General features: G+C 42.5%; 26 protein-coding genes. 8 read left to right on the top strand and 18 right to left on the bottom strand.

Annotation, left to right across the window (positions count from 1 at the left end; all coding sequences use genetic code 11):
* The 7 genes from HPS53_RS06915 to HPS53_RS06885 are packed head-to-tail and all read left to right on the top strand — an operon-like array spanning position 1 to position 3,119.
* Positions 1 to 222, top strand: a complete 222-nt coding sequence (locus HPS53_RS06915) for a hypothetical protein (RefSeq protein WP_004291534.1) — start codon at positions 1 to 3, stop codon at positions 220 to 222.
* A gap of 13 nt (positions 223 to 235) precedes the next feature.
* On the top strand, positions 236 to 652 hold the full coding sequence (locus tag HPS53_RS06910; protein WP_004291533.1) for a PcfK-like family protein: 417 nt from the start codon (positions 236 to 238) through the stop codon (positions 650 to 652).
* Complete coding sequence (locus HPS53_RS06905; protein WP_004291532.1) at positions 649 to 1,980, top strand: PcfJ domain-containing protein; 1,332 nt, start codon at positions 649 to 651, stop codon at positions 1,978 to 1,980. Before HPS53_RS06910 ends, HPS53_RS06905 begins: the two co-directional genes overlap by 4 nt.
* 24 nt (positions 1,981 to 2,004) lie before the next feature.
* Entirely contained in the window at positions 2,005 to 2,262 is a 258-nt protein-coding gene (locus tag HPS53_RS06900) for a hypothetical protein (protein WP_004291531.1), read from the top strand.
* A gap of 19 nt (positions 2,263 to 2,281) precedes the next feature.
* On the top strand, positions 2,282 to 2,515 hold the full coding sequence (locus tag HPS53_RS06895; RefSeq protein ID WP_004304291.1) for a DUF3873 domain-containing protein: 234 nt from the start codon (positions 2,282 to 2,284) through the stop codon (positions 2,513 to 2,515).
* The gene (locus HPS53_RS06890; protein ID WP_005783104.1) at positions 2,455 to 2,757 is read left to right on the top strand and encodes a hypothetical protein; all 303 of its coding nucleotides are present in this window, start codon (positions 2,455 to 2,457) and stop codon (positions 2,755 to 2,757) included. The genes HPS53_RS06895 and HPS53_RS06890 overlap by 61 nt, the downstream gene beginning before the upstream one ends.
* Positions 2,758 to 2,810: 53 nt before the next feature.
* A complete protein-coding gene (locus HPS53_RS06885) occupies positions 2,811 to 3,119 on the top strand; it encodes a hypothetical protein (RefSeq protein WP_004304290.1) in 309 nt (102 codons plus the stop codon).
* A gap of 206 nt (positions 3,120 to 3,325) precedes the next feature.
* Here the strand turns inward: HPS53_RS06885 and HPS53_RS06880 are convergent, their stop codons facing one another.
* From HPS53_RS06880 to rplU, 18 genes are all read right to left on the bottom strand, one after another.
* Entirely contained in the window at positions 3,326 to 4,357 is a 1,032-nt protein-coding gene (locus tag HPS53_RS06880; protein WP_121767517.1) for a tyrosine-type recombinase/integrase, read from the bottom strand.
* 5 nt (positions 4,358 to 4,362) lie between these two features.
* On the bottom strand, positions 4,363 to 5,367 hold the full coding sequence (locus tag HPS53_RS06875) for a tyrosine-type recombinase/integrase (protein ID WP_172205293.1): 1,005 nt from the start codon (positions 5,365 to 5,367) through the stop codon (positions 4,363 to 4,365).
* Complete coding sequence (locus HPS53_RS06870; RefSeq protein WP_121767515.1) at positions 5,360 to 6,610, bottom strand: site-specific integrase; 1,251 nt, start codon at positions 6,608 to 6,610, stop codon at positions 5,360 to 5,362. The genes HPS53_RS06875 and HPS53_RS06870 overlap by 8 nt, the downstream gene beginning before the upstream one ends.
* A gap of 222 nt (positions 6,611 to 6,832) precedes the next feature.
* The gene (locus HPS53_RS06865; protein WP_100766168.1) at positions 6,833 to 7,141 is read right to left on the bottom strand and encodes a hypothetical protein; all 309 of its coding nucleotides are present in this window, start codon (positions 7,139 to 7,141) and stop codon (positions 6,833 to 6,835) included.
* Between the two features lie 45 nt (positions 7,142 to 7,186).
* Positions 7,187 to 7,435 carry a hypothetical protein gene (locus tag HPS53_RS06860; protein ID WP_104403925.1) on the bottom strand — a complete coding sequence of 83 codons (249 nt, stop codon included), beginning with the start codon at positions 7,433 to 7,435 and terminating at the stop codon, positions 7,187 to 7,189.
* A complete protein-coding gene (locus tag HPS53_RS06855) occupies positions 7,432 to 7,665 on the bottom strand; it encodes a DUF3873 domain-containing protein (protein WP_024988516.1) in 234 nt (77 codons plus the stop codon). The genes HPS53_RS06860 and HPS53_RS06855 overlap by 4 nt, the downstream gene beginning before the upstream one ends.
* Before the next feature lie 20 nt (positions 7,666 to 7,685).
* Complete coding sequence (locus HPS53_RS06850) at positions 7,686 to 7,943, bottom strand: hypothetical protein (protein WP_104403924.1); 258 nt, start codon at positions 7,941 to 7,943, stop codon at positions 7,686 to 7,688.
* A gap of 24 nt (positions 7,944 to 7,967) precedes the next feature.
* Positions 7,968 to 9,251: a PcfJ domain-containing protein gene (locus tag HPS53_RS06845; RefSeq protein ID WP_172205290.1), complete on the bottom strand. Its 1,284-nt coding sequence runs from the start codon at positions 9,249 to 9,251 to the stop codon at positions 7,968 to 7,970.
* A 2-nt stretch (positions 9,252 to 9,253) separates the two neighbouring features.
* A complete protein-coding gene (locus HPS53_RS06840; protein ID WP_018667430.1) occupies positions 9,254 to 9,664 on the bottom strand; it encodes a PcfK-like family protein in 411 nt (136 codons plus the stop codon).
* Between the two features lie 12 nt (positions 9,665 to 9,676).
* The gene (locus HPS53_RS06835; RefSeq protein WP_018667431.1) at positions 9,677 to 9,898 is read right to left on the bottom strand and encodes a hypothetical protein; all 222 of its coding nucleotides are present in this window, start codon (positions 9,896 to 9,898) and stop codon (positions 9,677 to 9,679) included.
* 11 nt (positions 9,899 to 9,909) lie between these two features.
* Entirely contained in the window at positions 9,910 to 10,125 is a 216-nt protein-coding gene (locus tag HPS53_RS06830; RefSeq protein ID WP_025069035.1) for a hypothetical protein, read from the bottom strand.
* A gap of 7 nt (positions 10,126 to 10,132) precedes the next feature.
* On the bottom strand, positions 10,133 to 10,468 hold the full coding sequence (locus HPS53_RS06825) for a hypothetical protein (RefSeq protein ID WP_025069034.1): 336 nt from the start codon (positions 10,466 to 10,468) through the stop codon (positions 10,133 to 10,135).
* Positions 10,469 to 11,530: 1,062 nt separating this feature from the next.
* Positions 11,531 to 12,262, bottom strand: a complete 732-nt coding sequence (locus HPS53_RS06815) for a tRNA 2-thiocytidine biosynthesis TtcA family protein (protein WP_104369567.1) — start codon at positions 12,260 to 12,262, stop codon at positions 11,531 to 11,533.
* Positions 12,263 to 12,274: 12 nt separating this feature from the next.
* The gene (locus HPS53_RS06810) at positions 12,275 to 12,643 is read right to left on the bottom strand and encodes a DMT family protein (protein ID WP_104369568.1); all 369 of its coding nucleotides are present in this window, start codon (positions 12,641 to 12,643) and stop codon (positions 12,275 to 12,277) included.
* Positions 12,644 to 12,647: 4 nt separating this feature from the next.
* Positions 12,648 to 14,933, bottom strand: coding sequence for a bifunctional dihydroorotate dehydrogenase B NAD binding subunit/NADPH-dependent glutamate synthase (locus HPS53_RS06805; protein ID WP_172205287.1), 2,286 nt, complete (start codon positions 14,931 to 14,933; stop codon positions 12,648 to 12,650).
* A 74-nt stretch (positions 14,934 to 15,007) separates the two neighbouring features.
* Positions 15,008 to 16,297 (bottom strand): serine--tRNA ligase, encoded by a 1,290-nt coding sequence (gene serS, locus HPS53_RS06800; protein ID WP_172205285.1) that lies wholly within the window; start codon positions 16,295 to 16,297, stop codon positions 15,008 to 15,010.
* 206 nt (positions 16,298 to 16,503) lie between these two features.
* The gene (gene rpmA / locus HPS53_RS06795) at positions 16,504 to 16,767 is read right to left on the bottom strand and encodes a 50S ribosomal protein L27 (RefSeq protein ID WP_104369570.1); all 264 of its coding nucleotides are present in this window, start codon (positions 16,765 to 16,767) and stop codon (positions 16,504 to 16,506) included.
* A gap of 21 nt (positions 16,768 to 16,788) precedes the next feature.
* Positions 16,789 to 17,106 (bottom strand): 50S ribosomal protein L21, encoded by a 318-nt coding sequence (gene rplU, locus HPS53_RS06790; protein WP_104369571.1) that lies wholly within the window; start codon positions 17,104 to 17,106, stop codon positions 16,789 to 16,791.
* A gap of 1,252 nt (positions 17,107 to 18,358) precedes the next feature.
* Between rplU and HPS53_RS06785 the strand changes: the two genes are divergently transcribed.
* Positions 18,359 to 18,838, top strand: coding sequence for an AraC family transcriptional regulator (locus tag HPS53_RS06785; RefSeq protein ID WP_104369572.1), 480 nt, complete (start codon positions 18,359 to 18,361; stop codon positions 18,836 to 18,838).
* Positions 18,839 to 18,845: the final 7 nt, after the last annotated feature.

Below are 18,845 nucleotides of genomic sequence, written 5' to 3'. Positions count from 1 at the left end.
ATGGCAAAAAGAAACAGCAAGACGGCAGCGCAGCAGTGCAGATATTACGAGGTGGACAACATCTTCGTGTATATGGTGGAAACGTACATCAACGGCAATTTTGAAACTTTCCGAAGATTGTACCACGAACTGAACAAGGACGCACGGAGGGATTTCATGGACTTCCTTCTCAGCGAGGTAGAGCCGACCTATTGGAGAGAGATACTGAAACAGATAATCTAAAAATGACAGCGATATGAAAGGAACAGACCATTTCAAGAGAACGATATATATGTACTTGGAACAGCGTGCGGAGGAAGATGCGCTATTTGCAAAGAAGTACCGCAACCCTGCCAAGAACATGGACGAGTGCGTGACCCACATTCTGAACTATGTGCAGAAAAGCGGTTGCAACGGTTTCACGGACGGAGAGATATTCGGGCAAGCCATCCACTACTATGAGGAAAACGAGATAGAGGTGGGCAAACCGATGGACTGCCAAGTGGTTGTGAACCACGTTGTGAAACTCACGGCAGAGGAAAAGGCGGAGGCACGTCAGAACGCTGTCCGCAAATACCAAGAGGAGGAACTCCGCAAGTTGCAGAACCGCCACAGACCGTCAGCGAGAAAAGAAAACCAACCCCAACCCTCATTATTTGATTTAGGCTTATGAAACCGAAGACCAAGATACAGAAAGAGGTGGCAAGACTTTCCGCCAACCTTCGCCCCATATCAGCGACACAAATAGATTGGGCATACCGCCACTGCGTTGAGCATATCGGCTACCGCACCAAGAAAGGGAACATCACCTGTTCCGACTGCGGTCACGAGTGGCACAGCGACAGCGGACTATGCGACACCCTTGAAGGCTGCACCTGCCCCAAATGCCATGCCGAACTCAAAGTGCAGGACACACGCAGACGCATCTACAAGGAAACGCAGAATTTCAGCGTGATAACCACCTGCAAAGGGTATCAGGTAATCCGCGTGGCGCAGGTCAGATGCGAGAGCAGGAAAGGCGAACCGATGCGTTTCTACTGCCACGAGGTCGTGCAGCGTTGGATTTCACCCGACGGCAAGGTTACGGACATGGCGTTGCTCCGTGGCTTCCTTTTCTGCTATTGCGATGTGTGGGCATTAGGCAGCGATATGGAGGTAAGACCGCACAACAGCCTATACGATGATGTGGTGGCAAGAAGCTGTGCATATCCAAAGATGAGGATATTGCCCCAACTCAGACGTAACGGCTTCAAGGGCGATTTCCACGGCATCTCCCCCGTGCGTCTTTTCAAAGCCTTGCTTTCAGACCCAAGAATTGAAACCCTTATGAAAGGCGGTGAGATTGAGGTCATGAAACACTTTCTTTTCAATACCCGTACTGCCGATGAATGTTGGGCATCATATCTGATTGCCAAGCGTCACAAGTATCAGATAGACAACCTCTCAATGTGGTGCGACTATCTGCGTATGCTCAAAAAACTCGGTCAAGACCTCCGTAACCCGAAGAACATCTGTCCCGAAGATTTCATGGCGGCACACGACAACGCAACCCGAAAAATTGAAGCCATACACGAGAAGGAAAGAGCCGCAGAGCAACGCCGTTGGGAGATTGAAAGGCGTGAGCGTGAGCAACAGCGACAACTCCAACGAAAGAAAGATGCGGAGGATTTCATCGCCAACAAATCCAAATTCTTCGGCTTGGTAATCACGGACGAGGAAATAATCGTCAAGGTGCTTGAAAGCATAGACGAGTATTACAACGAGGGCAAGACGCAGGGCATCTGCGTGTTTGGCAGTGGATACTACAAGAAAGCCGACACCCTCATACTATCGGCAAGGATTGGCGATGAGATTATTGAAACCGTAGAGGTGGACTTGCGAACCCTCGAAGTGGTGCAGTGCCACGGCAAGCACAACCAGGACACCGAATATCACGAGCGCATCATAGACCTTGTGAACAAGAACGCCAACCTTATCCGTGAGCGGATGAAAGCGGCATAGCATAACCCCTAAAACAACATTGATATGGAAGTAAGAATTGAAAGTATGATTTGTGTGTGGGATGATGCAATCCCCACGATGTTCCTTGAATTTGTGAACCTCCTCACTCTCACAACGAGTGAGGGGGAATTGAGAAAGAGCGTAAAGGAGTTTGCCGAGAAGCACGAACTTGACAAGTTTTTCCTTTACGGCTTCGGCTCACACCATTTCTACCTGCACCAACGCTACACAAGCAACCCCGAAATGGTGATGAAGAACAGAGTTCTGTCAGTACATTTTTAACCATCTAAAAAGCAACATTATGACAACACGAATGACCATCAACGGAGTAAGCACCTGCGCGGAAGCAGGTACGGAGAAATACGAGCGTTTCCAATCGGGTATCGGAAGACGCAGGCGGACACTTGTGCAGTACGACTACCGCCACCCCATAGACAGAGAATTGTTCTCTTGTGTCAAACCCACGTTGGACGAGTGCCGAGCCGCACGGGACAAGTGGCTGAACGCAAAGAAGGGAAAGGAGGACAGACTATGAACACGACCTATCAAACGCTGATAGTCAAGTTCAGCGAACCTATCACGGCATTGGACGGTATCTTTGACGATACCGGAGCGTGGGGAACGGACACCCTCAAGGGGTGGATAGATGATTACGAAAGCACACGTTTCACCGCCACCGACAGCCATACGGCAGTCATCACGAGCGAGTACAATATGGAATGTGTGAAAGAGTGGCTACAACGGCAGACCCCCATTTCCGAAATGCGAGAATTTTGAACGGGATGGCGGTGTCCGCACCGCCAATACTTAAAACCCTAAAAACAAAAGATATGATAGCCAAGACGATATTACAGCAGATAGGCGGAAAACGCTTCACCGCCATGACAGGTAGCCGTGATTTCATAGATATGGGCAACGGCTTACGGATGAGCCTTGCAAGGAACAAAACAAGTGCCAACCGCCTTGACATCATCTATGACGAAGGGGCAGACCTCTACAATATGCGCTTCTACCGCAGGACGTTCAGCAAAAAGACCTTTGAGTGCAAGACAAAGGACATTGCCGTACACGAGGGTATCTATTTTGATATGCTGGAGGAAATGTTCACGATGGTGACGGGACTTTACACACGCTTTTGAGTGGCGGGGCGGCGAGAGCCGCCCTACTTTCTTTCAGTGAGCATGATGGCGGACAAAGAAAGTAGCATTATAAGAAGATTGTGATAATGCTACTTATCAAAACTAAATGATTATCACAAGTGGCATTAATCGTATGTCTTAATCTATTAATAGTCAAGATATGGCTAAGACAACTTTATAATTTCACTTGTGATAATATTTCCGTTCTATCTTTTCGAGCAAAGATTGCTTAGAAAATCAAGAAGTTCATCATCCTTTTCCCATAATTTAGGTTCGGGGTTCTTAATTCCTACGTCCCGATAAGCATTGGCTATGGCTTCATCTTTTTGCTTCCTGCTGACACGAGCATAAATTTCTGTTGTTTGGACAGAAACATGTCCAAGAAAATCACGTATATAGATGGGCTGTACGCCACTCTGTAACAGATGCATTGCTCTGGAATGCCTAAAAACATGGGGACTAACTTTTTCGGGAATCAGTTGGGGATTGTCAAAACGAGCCATATCTGCGTATTTTTTTATGATGTAAGTAACTCCCGGAGTAGATAGTTGTCCACCTTGTGCATTGAAAAAAAGAGGATGTCTCTCTTTTCCCGGACGACACAACCCAGTTTCATCAAGATAATTCTTTAGGAGTTCCATTATTGGCTCATCCAAAGGAACCAAACGTTTCTTGTTTCCTTTTCCTTTAACCACAACTGAATACGGTTTCTCAAATCTGATACATATTGGCGTGAGGTCTATAAGTTCCTGTACTCTTGTTCCTGAATTATAAAGTAGGGACAGCATTGCAAGATTTCGTCTTCCGGTGGGCGTTGATGTGTCTATTTGCCGAAGGATTGCAGCCATACCGTCAACAGAGAGGTGCTTGACGATTTCTGTTGCTCCCCTTTTTGCAGGTATTTGTCTCACCTCAATCCACTGACAGATATGCAAGGGGTCGTCCATAATAAGAAAACAGGCAAAGGAACGCATTGCGGACAAACGTTGATTCCTGCTGCTGATAGAGTTTTTCTTTTCTTCCTCTATCCAGTTGAGGAAACTTGATATGTGAGACCTTGTAAAGTTCCGCAGTGTTATATTTTGAGGTTTGATATCCAAGGTTTTATTATATTCAAGATAAGCCTTGAACGCTTCTCCGTATGCTCTTACCGTTTGCTGGCTTGCACCACGTTCTTTGATGAGGTATTGTTGAAAAAATGCTTCAAGAGACCTCGTGAAATTTTTATATGTATCCATTTTCTTTATACTTTTTGTTTTGATAAAAAAAGATTCACTATCTCAGTTATTGGCATAGTTGTCTTTGCGTCCATAGCCAATAGTTCGGGAAAAGCTGTCGGTGTCAAACGTAAGTAATATTCCGTGTCTTTAGGGTCACAATGTCCCATATATACAGCAAGTTGCGGCATACAGCAGTAGATGTCTTTACCTGCCGCTATCATTTTTTTCATGGTATGCACACATGCGGTATGCCGCAGGTCATGGATTCTTGGCAGATATCCACTTGGCGTAACCTTGAATCCCGAAGCGATTAGAATATTATGGAATCTGACTCTGACGGCTTTTGCATTTACCTTACCACCAATATTGTTGCAAAACAACAAAGCATGTGGAGCATCGACTCCAGCCACTGGTAACATGTTCCTGTATCTTATATATTCTTTTATGACAATCTCCATTGTTGGAGTTATTGCACAGTAGCGTTCATGGTTGTTCTTTGTTTTTCTCAAACAGATGGAATGCCTTGTGAAGTCCACATCAATATTGGTAATGCTTAAAGCCTCGCCAATCCTCATGCCTGTACTATATATTAACCTTAACAATGTCGGCATGACAAGGGCTATAGAACCGGGATTGATACTATAGTCTCGCCATTTGTCCACCGTTGAGAATAGTGTGGCTATTTCCTCTTCACTATAAATATAAGGTGTAAAGTCGCTTTTGTAAGGTGGATGCATACCTACAAAACTTATTTTACCCCTCAGATTCAAATACTTTGCAAACAGTATTACACCACGTATGTACAAGGATTTGTGTGCTTCATTACCCTCAAGACTGTCAATCCAATTATGATAATGTTCACGTGAAATATGTTCACAGTTATATCCAACACTCGCAGAATAGCATTCAAAATTACTTAGTATGGTTTTTGCTTCTCCCGTACAAATTCCCTTTATTTCACGTTCATGGATATAGTCCTGCATATAGGGATAGAGCGAGGAGTGAGATTTCAACTTAACTTCAAACATAGAATGCACCTCCTTTCTGTGTATAGTAGGACTTATCTACCGGAGGTACTTCGTGTGAACATTCCATAAGAGAGTCAATGTCCACGTTAAGGTATGCCATTGTAGCTCCTGTACCCGAATGCCCCAATGTTTCGGAAATAGCCTGTATGCTACTTCCGGTTTTCATCATTGATGTGGCAAGGCTATGGCGTAGCGTATGTGTACCGACATGTCTGCCTATTGTTTCAATCCCCGCCCTGTGAATGGCTTTGCTCACCGCACCGGAAAGTGTGGCTGTGGCTATCGGTCTGTACGGCTCTACTTGGCTAAGGAACACCATATTGCTTTTCGTTTTAGGACGGGCATGTTTAAGATAATCAATAATGGCATTACCAACATCCGCCAACAACGGTAGCTCCAAATCTTTTCCTGTCTTGCTTTGGAGGATTTTGATTCTATTGTTCTTCCAATCAAGGCTATCTAATTGGAGCTGGCATATATCCGATGCTCTTAACCCTAAACGTGAAGCCAAAAGAATCATCGCATAATTTCTTTTACCGAGCAAAGTACCCCTGTCAAAAGACATTTCTATTTTCTTTACTTCTTCCGCTGTGTAATATGATGGTAACGGCTTTGGTATTGGAGGCTTTTTCCCATATGTTACATGAGCCAAGACCAAAGGAATGACATCTTGCTCTGCCAAATAATTCAGGAATTGGTTTATGAGATAGAAATACCAGTTGTCGGCTGTTCTATGCGAAGCAATCAAATCAATTATCAAGGTTCGGGTTAAGTGCGAGGGAGAATCGCAACCTTTTTCGGATAAGCCATTTACAATATTTGACATTGAATGCTGATAGCGTAATAATGTAACATTCTTACGTTTCTTTGTTTTTATGTGTTCAATAAACTTGTTTGCATAATCCCCCAATTCATTGGACGGGAAATTGTATGTCTTGAGTTTTTTTCGCTGTGCGGCATACGGCAAACCTTGAATGAACCTGTCTATAAGACTTAACGCACAAGAATACTCCCTTGATTTTCGCTGATTTGGAGAATTATCAGCTTTTGCTATCTTTTCTTGAAAAGCAGAACTGAAATTCAAATCGTAAGAATCAACACCCATATCCTCCATGTATTGGGATATGTATTCTATGTAACGTAAATACCTGTCGGTCATGTAGGTGGACAGTTTGAAACTCTCAAAGGCTCTTTTGCAGTAAATGAAGAACTCACTGCGTGGAATGGATTTGCAATTATTCATTGTGTATGATTTTTTGAGTTCGGCGATATTGCCATATAATCAAAATGAACAATATACAATAATATTATTAAAAGTCTGATTGATTTTCAGATAAATAAAATGTGTTCTTGTAATAATCATTTAGTTTTGATAAGTAGCATTATAAGAAGATTGTGATAATGCTACTTTCTTTTTCGCCATCATGCTCACGAAAGAAAGTAGGCGGCTTTTGCCGCCCACCCCTCAAAATCGGGTGTAAAGTCCCGTTACCATCGTGAACATTTCTTCCAGCATATCGCAGTATATGCCATCGTGCGTTGCAATGTCCTTTGTCTTGCACTCGAATGTCTTTTTACTGAACGTCTTGCGGTAGAAACGCATATTGTAGAGGTCTAATCCTGCATCGTAGATGATGTCAAGGCGGTTTGCGCTTGTCTTGTTCCTCGCAAGGCTCATACGCAAGCCGTTTCCCATGTCTATGAAGTCCTTGCTTCCCGTCATGGCGGCAAAGCGTCTGCCGCCTATCTGCTGTAAAATAGTCTTTGCTATCATGCTTTTCTTGGTTTTAGGTTGGCGGTGCGGACACCGCCAACTTGTTCAACATTCTGTTATCTCGGCAATGGGTGTGTTTCGTTTCAACCATTCCATCAGGCACTCCATATTGTACTCGCTTGTGATGACTGCCGTATGGCTGTCAATGGCGGTAAACCTGCTACTTTCATAGTCATCTATCCACTTTTTTAGGGTATCAACTCCCCACGCTTCGGCATCGTCAAAGATGCCGTCCAATACTTTGATAGGCTCGCTGAACTTCACTATCAGCGTTTGGTAGGCTGCTGCGTTCATAAGTTTCCCTCCTTTCCCTTTTTCGTGGTCAGCCACTTGTCACGTGCGGTTCGGCACTCGTCCAACGTAGGTTTGACACAAGAGAACAATTCTCCGTCTGCGGGGTGGCGGTAGTCGTACTGCACAAGTGTCCGCTTGCGTCTGCCGATACCCATTTGGAATTTTTCGTATTTCTCCATACCTGCTTCCGTGCAGGTGCTTACTCCGTTGATAGTCATTCGTGTTGCCATAATCGTTGATTTTAGAGTTGTTAAAAATGTACTGACAAAACTCGGTTGCGCATCACCATTTCGGGGTCGCTCGTGTAGCGTTGGTGCAGGTAGAAATGGTGGCTGCCGAAGCCGTAAAGGAAGAACCTGTCAAGTTCGTGCTTCTCGGCAAAGCCCTTGACGCTTGCCCTTAACTGCTCCTCACTCGTTGCCAGAGTGAGGAGGTTCACAAATTCAAGGAACATCACGGGGATTTTATCGTCCCACAGACAAATCATGCTTTCAATTCTTACTTCCATACTATTGGATATTATAGGTTTATACTATGCCGCTTCCATCCGTTGGCGGATAAGGTTCACGTTGCTGTTCACAAGGTTTACAATGCGGTCGTGGTATTCGGTGTTCTCGTTGCATAAGCCACGGCACTGCACCACCTCCAAAGTTTTCAGTGATACCTCTATCGTTTCTATGCGTCTGCCGTCAATGGTCGCTGAAAGGATAAGAGAATTTTCCCGATTGTGGTAGCCACCCACGCAATGGTGCATCATACGTCCTTCCTCTATCATTTCCTCCACGCTCTCTATGACCTTGATACGGATAAGGTTGTCGGAGAACACAAGTCCGAAGAAGATACCTTTGGCTTTCAGATAGTTCTTCTCGTCCTCAATCGCCTTTTGCCGTTGCTGTTCCGTCCGCTCACGTTCCCTTTGTCGGTTACGCTTCGCCACCAACTTGTCGTGTTCGGCTTTGAGGTCGGCAGGGCAAACGTACTTCGGGCTGTTCGTGTCCTTGCCGAAATGACGCAGGAGGTCTATCGTGTCACGCCACATAGAGCCGTTGGCAATGGTGTAGCCATTTCGGATACATATCTTCAAGGATGCCCAATACTCTACGATATTGAAAGAGTGGTATATATAGTAACGCAACATGGGATATTGCCCTGCCTTCAACAGCGTTTCGGCTCGGCAGTCGGAAAGTATGGCTTTGAAAAGGTCGTAAGGCAGGATGTTGTGATAATCACCCTTGAAGCCGTTGCGTTTCACTTCGGGTATGAAACGCTGTCGTGGGTAGGTGCATACCGGATTTATGTCGTATGCCCGAAATTCTCCATTCTTGCGTACCTCCATGTCGCTGTATTCATTCCATAGGTCGTAATAGAACAAGGACATGCCACGCAATCGGGCAACGGTCGTTGTCTTGCCGTCGGGGGCAATCCACCTCTGCACCACTTCAAAGATGGAATATTCGGCTGGCTGCCCTGCCTTGTATCGTGACTTGACGGAAAAGAAGCGTATCACTTGGTATCGCTTGCAGGTGGTGACGATGGAGAAATACTCCATATCGCTGAAAACACTCTTTCGGGTGCGTAATGTTTCCAACTCCATGCCGCAACGGGGGCAGGTGCATCCGCAAATGGTATCTGCAAGGTCGTGGTCGCTTTTCCACGAATGTCCGCACTCGGTGCAGATGTTCGTGCCGTCTGCCCTTTTGATGGCGTAATGCTTGAAGCAATGGCGGAAAGCGTATGCCCTTTGTTCTTCGGTCAATCTCGGTAGTCGCTTGCTCAAACGTGCGACTTCCTGCTGTATGCGTGTTCTCGGTTTCATAATCAGAAGTCAAATAGTGATGGTTCAACTTTGGTTTCTTTCTTCGCTGTTGGCTTGTTGCGGTTCTGCAACTTGCGGAGTTCCTCGTCTTGGTATTGTCGGATAGCGTTCTGCCGTGCTTCCGCCTTTTCCTCCGCTGTGAGTTCCACCACATGGTTCACGGCTACCTTGCATTGGATAGGTTCGCCCACCTCTACCTCGTTCTCGTCATAGTAGTGGACGGCTTGTCCGTATATCTCTCCGTCCGTGAAGCCGTTGCAACCACTTTTCTGCACATAGTTCAGAATGTAGGTCACGCAATCGTCTATGTTCTTGGCTGGGTTGCGGTAGTTCTTGGCAAAGAGCGCATCTTCCGCTGCCCGCTGTTCCAAATACATCTGTATAGTTCTCTTGAAATGGTCTGTCGTTTTCATATCGCTGTCATTTTAGATTGTCTGTTTCAGTATCTCTCTCCAATAGGTCGGCTCAACCTCGCTCAAAAGGAAGTCTGTAAAATCCCTCCGTGCGTCCTTGTTCAGTTCGTGGTAGAGGTCACGGAACACGGATATGTTTCCGTTGATATACGTTTCCACCATGTACACGAAGATGTTGTCCACCTCGTAGTATCTGCACTGCTGTGCTGCCGTCTTGCTGCTTCTCTTTGCCATTTCGGTAGGGGTTAAAGGGTGAATAACCAAAGGATGAAGCCGAAGAAGGCGATTGTGGAAAGGATAGCCACGATTACGCCTATCGCCACTCGGAACACTCCGTTTATTATCTCCGTGATGATGCCCCAAAGGATGTCCAATATCCCGAAGGCGGTGCGCACGATTAAACCGCATATCGCAAGTCCTATGTATTGCGCCACTTGTCTGAAATTTGCCGTTGCCGTCATAGCCGTATCATTTTTCAAGTTCCACAATGTTGTCTATCCTGCCGTATAGGTATCTGCGAAGTCCGGTCTTGTCCGTTGCCTTGTATTCCGTCCAACGTCCGTATTGGCATACGAGGAACGTGCGGAGAACATCGGAGAAGTCAAACCTCCAGCCTTGCAAGGGGACTGCGCTCTTGAAATAGGTGTTACTGTTCACGTTTTCGGTGAGCCAATCCTTTTCCTCTCGGTTCATCTGTCCTCCGTTGTTCAGTTTCTCACGAAGGATGTAAGCCTTACTGCCTTTCAGTGTTTCCAATGTCGGCACTTCCCAAGCCACGAATTTTGTTGCCATTGTTGTTTCCATATCCGTTTTGTTTTTGATTTTTTGTTTTTAATGCGGATTCAAGAGCTGAGGGAGTTGAGTTTCAAACTATCTTATCTGCCTCTCGTTTATCCGACATTTTTTTTAATGCGTCTTTCTGTCGCATCGGTCGTTTTCGTTTCGGGTGCTTAAAAAGGTAGGGATTAGGGAATGCAAGGTTTTTCGCGGAAATACTACCCGCAGGGCTGGAGATTTCCGCAGAAAACAGGAGGCTTGACCTTGCTTTCCCGTCCAATCCCGGAATTACCTTTGCGCCCAGAACGGAAATGACTGCCTGATGCGGCTCACTGAAAGGCGCGGAAATGGAGGTAAACGGAAGTGGAGGCAGATTGGACAGGAAAACTTCAAAAGAGAAATCCGTAAAAAAGAAGTCCACAAAAGAAAAAGGGAAACAGCCGGAAGCGTGGAACCGGGCAAACCACCGTGTGGAAAGTATGGTTTTATATGTCCGGCAGGACGTGTCCGGTCGGACATATAAAATCATTCTTTCAGGTTTGCCTGCCGTGGGTGACGGCTTGTTCCATTCATGGAGCGGGCGGTCTTGCACGGCTTTCCGCTTCCGGCTCAAATGGACAGCGAAAAAGAAAAACAGTCAGAAATCCGTAAAAGCACCTCTCTGGCATAAGCGCAAAAGAAATGGGCCTTGCATCATCAGTCTAAACTTCTGTTTAGGCGTGAGGCAAAGCCCTTTTCTCCGCTTATGCGGTAGTCGGCATACGTTCGTCCAAAATCTCTTTGGGCGATGGTGTGCCGACGGACAAAACCGCTTTTACGGAAAAACTTATATGTGAGGATAAAAAATCAGGAGATTTATTTCTAAATCTCCCGTTTAATTTCTATTTTTGCATACGAAGAGTTCTTTGAAGGTTACGCAACGCGCAGAAGGATAATGCAGTAGATAACTAACTAATTCGTAACCTATTACTATCATGAGCAATTAACTTACGCTCATTTCCAATAAATTACACTCTTTTCGTAACTTCATTAAACAAAGATACGTAAAAGTTCTTTATGTTATATATAGCATTAACAATATTTAGAATGTTACTCAATTAATTTGTTGTCAATTTCCAGCGCATTCCAAATTGAATACCTTATTTCTGGATTTATTGCTTCAAATTCTTTGAATATATGTTTAGCGTTATTTCGTTCTGTTTCTGTTTCATAAGGGCATTTTTTTAGTTGTTTCTTATAGCCTGTTAGTTCTGCATATTTATGTATGTCAGACTCACTGATTAAGCACATTGGCCGGATAATAGTCAGTGGCATTTTGGACATTTTTAATTTAATGGGCATAGTTGAAAAATGCCCATTAAATGATAAATTCATCAATGCTGTGTGTATTATATCATCCATGTGGTGTCCCAATGCAATTTTATTGCATCCGATATTTTGTGCCAGATTAAACAATTGTTTTCGTCTGTACCATGAACATAAGAAGCAGGGAGATTTTTTGCACTCTGGTTTATATTCAAAACTTGTCGTAACCACATGCAATGGTACACCTAATTTTTTTGCAAAATAATATAAGTAAGCCGTATCGGATTCATAGTGTATGTTTTCCATTTTCACATGTACGGCTTCAACCGAAAACGTCGGTTTTTGTATTTTGGCTCTTTTGGCCAATAATTCCATTAAGCACAAGGAATCTTTACCACCGGATAAACCTATCAGGATTTTATCTCCATCGTCAATGAGTTTGTATTGGTAAAGTGCCTTTTGAAACTTTCTGATAATTTTATGTTCCAGTCTTTGAATTTCTGTATATTGTGGCATGTAGAATGATTGTTATTTCATGAACACAAGATATACCGCACATATGATAAAGAAAAAGGCTAATATATGATTCCAATGAAGTGTTTGGCCTTGAAACATAATATTTGCTATAACAGCAAAGACACCTAAACTTATACATTCTTGTATAACTTTGAGTTGGACAAGTGTATATGGGCCGCCGTTATCTTGAAATCCGATGCGGTTTGCTGGAACTTGACAACAATATTCAAAAAAAGCTATTATCCAAGAGAAAACAATTATTCCCAGTAGAGGCCAGTTGTTTGTTGTTCCTGTTTGTTGCAGTTTCAAATGCCCATACCATGCAAGTGTCATGAAGACATTGCTTAGTATGAGTAATATGATAGTATATAATCCGTTCACTTGGTTATTGGTTGTTCTCTTTTAACTGTTTATCCATATTTTCAGCGGCTTTTCTACCATCTCCCATAGCCAAGATGACTGTTGCCCCACCTCTTACAATATCACCACCGGCGTATAAGCCTTTGCGTGAACTTTGCATGTGTTCATCCACCACAATGGTATTTTTATATCCGAGTTCCAGACCTTCTACAGATTGTGGAACGAGTGGGTTGGGGGAAACTCCAATGGCAACGATGACCTGATCAACATCTATTGTCTTTGTCTCTCCGGTCGGTTCGGGACGGCGCCTGCCACTTGCGTCAGGTTCTCCCAGTCGCATAATTTCTAATATAGCTTGTTTTACAGCACCGCTTTCATCTGCAATGTACTTTGTGGGGTTATGTAATGTCAGGAATTGTATTCCTTCTTCTTTCGCATGCTTGACTTCTTCCAAGCGTGCCGGCATTTCATCTTCCGAACGGCGGTAAACAATCATAACATTTGCTCCAAGGCGCTTTGCGGTGCGGCAAGAATCCATTGCAGTATTTCCACCACCAACAACCATTACGTTTTTACCTAAGTTTATAGGAGTATCTGTCGTTGGGTCAGCTGCGTTCATCAAGTTTACTCGTGTAAGATATTCATTTGATGACATTATATTAATCAGGTTCTCGCCAGGAATGCCCATGAAATTAGGCAGGCCGGCACCAGAGCCTATGAAAATACCTTTAAAGCCATCACTTTCAAGTTCGCTTATTGATATTGTTTTGCCTATAATACAATCGGTATGGAAGTTTACTCCCATTTTCCTAAGATTGTCTATTTCAACATCAACTATGTGATTTGGCAGCCGGAATTCGGGGATACCATATTTTAACACGCCGCCGATTTCGTGTAATGCTTCAAATACATGCACTTCATATCCCTTTTTCGCCATTTCTCCAGAGAAACTCAGTCCTGCTGGCCCGGAACCGACAACAGCAATCTTGATACCGTTTGCCGGAGCAGTATCAGGTAGCGATATTTTGCCACTGTCATGTTCATAATCGGCAGCAAATCGTTCCAAATAGCCAATAGCCACAGCCGACTCATTCATTTTAAGATGTATACATTTACTTTCGCATTGTTTCTCTTGCGGACATACTCGTCCACAAACGGCGGGTAGGGTAGAGGTGTTTTTTAGAACTTTTGCGGCAGCATGAAAATTTCCACGTTCGATGTTTTTTATGAATGACGGGATATTTATCTTTACCGGACATCCTTCTACGCATGTCGGTTTGGCGCAGTCAAGACATCTTTGGGCTTCAACAATAGCCATGTCGGCCGTTAAACCAGTATTGACTTCCTCCCAAAGTGTAGTCGAACGATATTCAGGTTCAAGTTCAGGCATTACAACCCGCTTAATGGCTGTACGTTCTTTTGGTTTCATTGCACTTCGTAAGTCTTTTCTCCACTGTGCGTTACGATCTGTCAACAGTTCACTGCATGTGACATGCTCATCGAAGTGTTCCAATTCTTCCTGTTCTGCACGTTTAAATGTTCCCATACGTTTGAACATTTCGTCCCAATCGACCAAGGCTCCGTCAAATTCCGGTCCGTCGATGCATACAAATTTAGTTTTTCCGCCAATTGTAAGTCTGCATGCGCCACACATTCCAGTGCCATCTACCATGATGGTATTTAGTGACACATCTGTTGGAATGTTGTACTTTTGTGTTAACAAACAGCAAAACTTCATCATTATGGGAGGACCTATTGCAAACACCTTATCTATGTGTTCTTGGTTGATGAGGCGCTCAATACCGACAGTAACGACACCTTTTGCTCCATACGAACCGTCATCGGTCATTATTATAACCTCATCACTGCTATTACGAACTTCTTTTTCTAAGATAATCAAATCTTTATTGCGTCCGGCAAGGACAGACAGAACACGATTGCCAGCGGCTTTGAGTGCTCTTATGATGGGTAACATAGGTGCTACTCCGACACCACCACCAGCACAAATGACAGTTCCGAATTTTTCTATGTGTGTAGGATTTCCCAATGGGCCTACAACATCGGCGATATAGTCTCCCTCGTTTAGGTTGCAGAGTTTTATCGATGATAGCCCCACTTGCTGAACGACCAGTGTAATGGAACCTTTGGCTATGTCGGCATCTGCTATTGTCAATGGCATTCTTTCTCCATTTTTATCAACACGTACAATAACGAAATTGCCGGCTTTTCTACTTTTGGCAATGAGTGGTGCTTCTATTTCAAAAAGGAATACTTTTTCGGAAAATTGCTCCTTACGAATAATTCTGTTCATGTTCTTACCTGATAAAAATAAATGAAAATTAGGAACAAAACCATGATATATGTTCCTAATTTTCATCTGTTATATTAAAAGTTTTTATCGTCCAGCATTTCGAAGCCGCAATAAGGTACCAAACATTTCGGTACTCTTATGCCGTCCGGTGTTTGGTTGTTTTCGATTATTGTAGCCACGATACGCGGTAGTGCCAGTGCCGAGCCGTTCAATGTATGGCACAATTCGATTTTTTTATCTTCAGTCTTGCGATAGCGGCATTTAAGACGATTGGCCTGATAGCTTTCAAAGTTTGAAACAGAAGATACCTCGAGCCAACGTTCTTGTGCGGCACTCCATACTTCAAAATCATAGCAGATGGCAGAGGTGAAACTCATGTCTCCACCACACAATCGTAATATTCTATAAGGAAGTTCCAACTTTTTGACAAGACTTTCCACATGTGTCAGCATTTCTCTCAAACTTTCATAAGAATGCTCTGGAGTATCTATACGTACAATCTCCACCTTGTCGAATTGATGCAAGCGATTGAGACCTCGCACGTCTTTTCCGTAAGACCCGGCCTCCCTTCGGAAACAAGCTGAATATGCCGTGCGCTTTATTGGGAGATCTTTCTCGTCAAGAATTACATCCCGGAAAATATTAGTGACGGGAACTTCCGCTGTCGGTATAAGGTATAGGTTGTCAAGGTTGCAATGATACATTTGGCCCTCTTTGTCTGGAAGTTGGCCGGTTCCGTATCCGGAGGCTTCGTTTACTACGTATGGCGGCTGGATTTCCAAGTATCCGCTTTTGCGTGCCTCATCAAGGAAAAAAGCTTCAAGTGCCCGTTGTAAACGAGCCATTTTGCCTATATATATAGGGAAACCGGCTCCTGTTATTTTTACTCCCATGTCAAAGTCAATGAGATTGTATTTCTTACACAAATCCCAATGGCACATGGCATCAGTTGATAGGCAAGGTTTTTGGCCACCTTCTGTTACAATAACATTGTCTGCAGCGTCCTTACCTTCTGGTACGTCTTTATTCGGAATGTTTGGAATGGTACAAAGCAGGTTAGTGAGTTTTTGTTCAGCAGCGGCCATTTCATCTTGCATTACTTTGTCAGTATGTTTCAATGTGGCAACTTTTGCTTTAACGCTTTCTGCCTCGTCTTTCTTGCCTTGTTTCATTAGCGAGCCAATCTCGGCAGATAAGAGTTTTATTTCCTGTTTGGCTTTGTCTGCTTTTTGTTGTGCCTCACGACGGCGTTTGTCTATGGCAAGCACATTAGCTACGGTTTCTTTAGCATTTTTAAAATGCTTCTTTTCCAAACCACAAATGACACGTTCAGTTTCCTCACTGATGAGTTTGAGTGTAAGCATAAATATTTTGTTTTAAAAACTTAATCAATATTATTTTCTGCAAAGTTAATATAATTCGGTGGAATAAACGAAATGTAGCATAAAAAACAATTTAATATTATTTTCGATTTTCTGATATTTAAGCCTATAAAAAGGCAGAAATCCCAAATCTCCTTGGAGAAGTGGGATTTCCGTTGTTTGTTTGGAATAAATTATTTTAAATTTTGTTAGGCTTCTGCTCCCGGAATTACGGAAACAACGCTCTTGTTGTTGCGGCCTTTTTTGAAATTGACAACTCCGTCGACCAAAGCATAGAGTGTATCATCCTTACCGATACCAACATTGTTGCCAGGATTATGTTTTGTGCCACGCTGACGAACAATGATGTTGCCAGCTATTACTTTTTGGCCACCCCAAATCTTAACGCCTAATCTCTGTGAAGCTGATTCGCGGCCGTTCTTAGAACTACCAACACCTTTTTTATGTGCCATTTCTTACTTCCTCCTAAAATTTTAAGCGATTACTTGTTTTATTACAATCTCTGTGAATTGTGCGCGATGACCATTCTTCTTTCGATAGTCTTTTCTGCGCTTCATCTTGAAAACGATGACTTTATCACCTTTTACAAGAGGGTTTACAACTTCACATACAACCTTGGCTCCTTCTACTGTAGGAGCACCAACCTCTACACTGCCATCTTTGTCAATAAGCAGTACTTTCTCAAACTCAACAGCCTGGCCTTCTTTTGCATCTCTGATGTGATGAACAAAAAGTTTTTTGCCTTGTTCGGCTTTAAACTGTTGACCGTTAATCTCTACAATTGCGTACATTATTTATTAATAAACGGTTTTTCCGTAAGGCGGATGAACATCGTGTTCTCGCTTGTTTAAGCCTCCACGGACTAAATCGGCCGCAAAGTTACTGATTTTTGATGAATTAGTAGGAATTTTATGGGAAGAAATCCTTTTGGGTTAACAATTATTAATCTTTAAAAAGGTGGGTATAAAATAAAGCGATGGCTTTCACAGGCAACCGCTTTATATCTTCAATAGGTATTAGTTTGTAAGGTAAAAAGATTGTTTTCAGGATAACACTGCAAAGATAATGTATTTTTATTTGATTTCGCAAACTTTTTCTGAATAATTTTGATAAAATTTATTGTGTGGGCACACAATGAAAGGTATTTGATAAGTATGTGGTATTATTTATCTTAAAAAGCAGGCTTTATGCATTTCATGTGTAGTAATCCGAATCTGATATTTATGAAGAATAGATTTTAACTTACTTGTTTTGTAAATAAAATTATCTTTATCTTATAATTCAATGACGATATTATCACACATAACATAATAAGATGTATCAAAAAGATAAATAAGCATGAAAATGATATATTAATGTGGCTGAATTGAATTTGTTTTTGGGGATATGTGTTATTTCGTTTTTGCAATCCTGTTGTATCGCATTGCTTATCGGTTGATTTCTGTTTTTTCTTGTTATATGGGCAAAGACTCTATATATTATGTATATAGAAAACCTATCTATAGTTAAATTATATATGCCGGATGTTATCCTATGTAGCAAATGTAAATTTGCATGGTGTGTCTTAAGTTAATTATGTCTGAGGTTGGGCCTATTTGTGTTTGAACATGTAAATTGTTGTTGTAAACATATGTGTATCTTGATTTGTTATTATTCTTTTTGAGGTGACTGACAATATGTGCTTCTTTCTTTAGATGGATTATATTTGTAAAAATATATCAAGATTATTTGTTGTCTTGATATATTTAATTGGTGTGCAAAGTTAATAGCAGGCGGTAAAAACAAAACATTCTTGTGCTACATTTGGCGATACTTCTGTTTATGGAAAAGTGTTGGTTTGATATGTGCATTTTGTTGTTGGCGAGTAGGATTTATTTTTATAATTCATGCATTTTGGCTACTGTTTTAACAATTATGTCGTTGTATTTTTATTTTTAATATTTTTGTTATGATTATTTTAGAAATAATACAGGAAAAATAACGACAAAACAAATAAAAATATCGTATATTTGCAACGAAAACAAATTATAAACTCAATAGGTTATGGCAAAGTATAATATTACAGAAAGAAAAGAAAAGGAGGCTATATACAGAAGTATGATTAGTCCTCAGTTGATGGACGAGATGAAGGAAAAGATCTTGAACATCATAGTAATGCAGAAGAGGTATAAAGATAAGAATTACTCAGCAAAAAAACTTGCGGAGGATTTGAAAACCAATACACGTTATATCTCGGCTGTGGTGAATGTAAGGTTTCACATGAATTACACTTCTTTTGTCAATAAATTCCGGATAGAAGAGGCAATGGCGATACTCGTTGACAAGAGGTATATGAATCTTAACATGGAGGAAGTCAGCGATATGGTTGGTTTCTCAAACCGCCAGTCTTTTTATGCATCTTTTTATAAATTGATGAAAATGACTCCAAGAGAGTATCGTTTGTTGCATAGTGCAGATGCTGTTACGCCGAAAAGAAGCAAAAAAACGGGAGGAAAGCAAGAAGTAAAAGATGCGGAAGAATAAGTAAATG

This window comes from Prevotella sp. PTAC, assembly GCF_013166535.1.
Classification (GTDB): domain Bacteria; phylum Bacteroidota; class Bacteroidia; order Bacteroidales; family Bacteroidaceae; genus Prevotella.
Note: the sequence above shows the minus strand (reverse complement) of the source record. Positions and strands in the feature narration are given on the sequence as shown.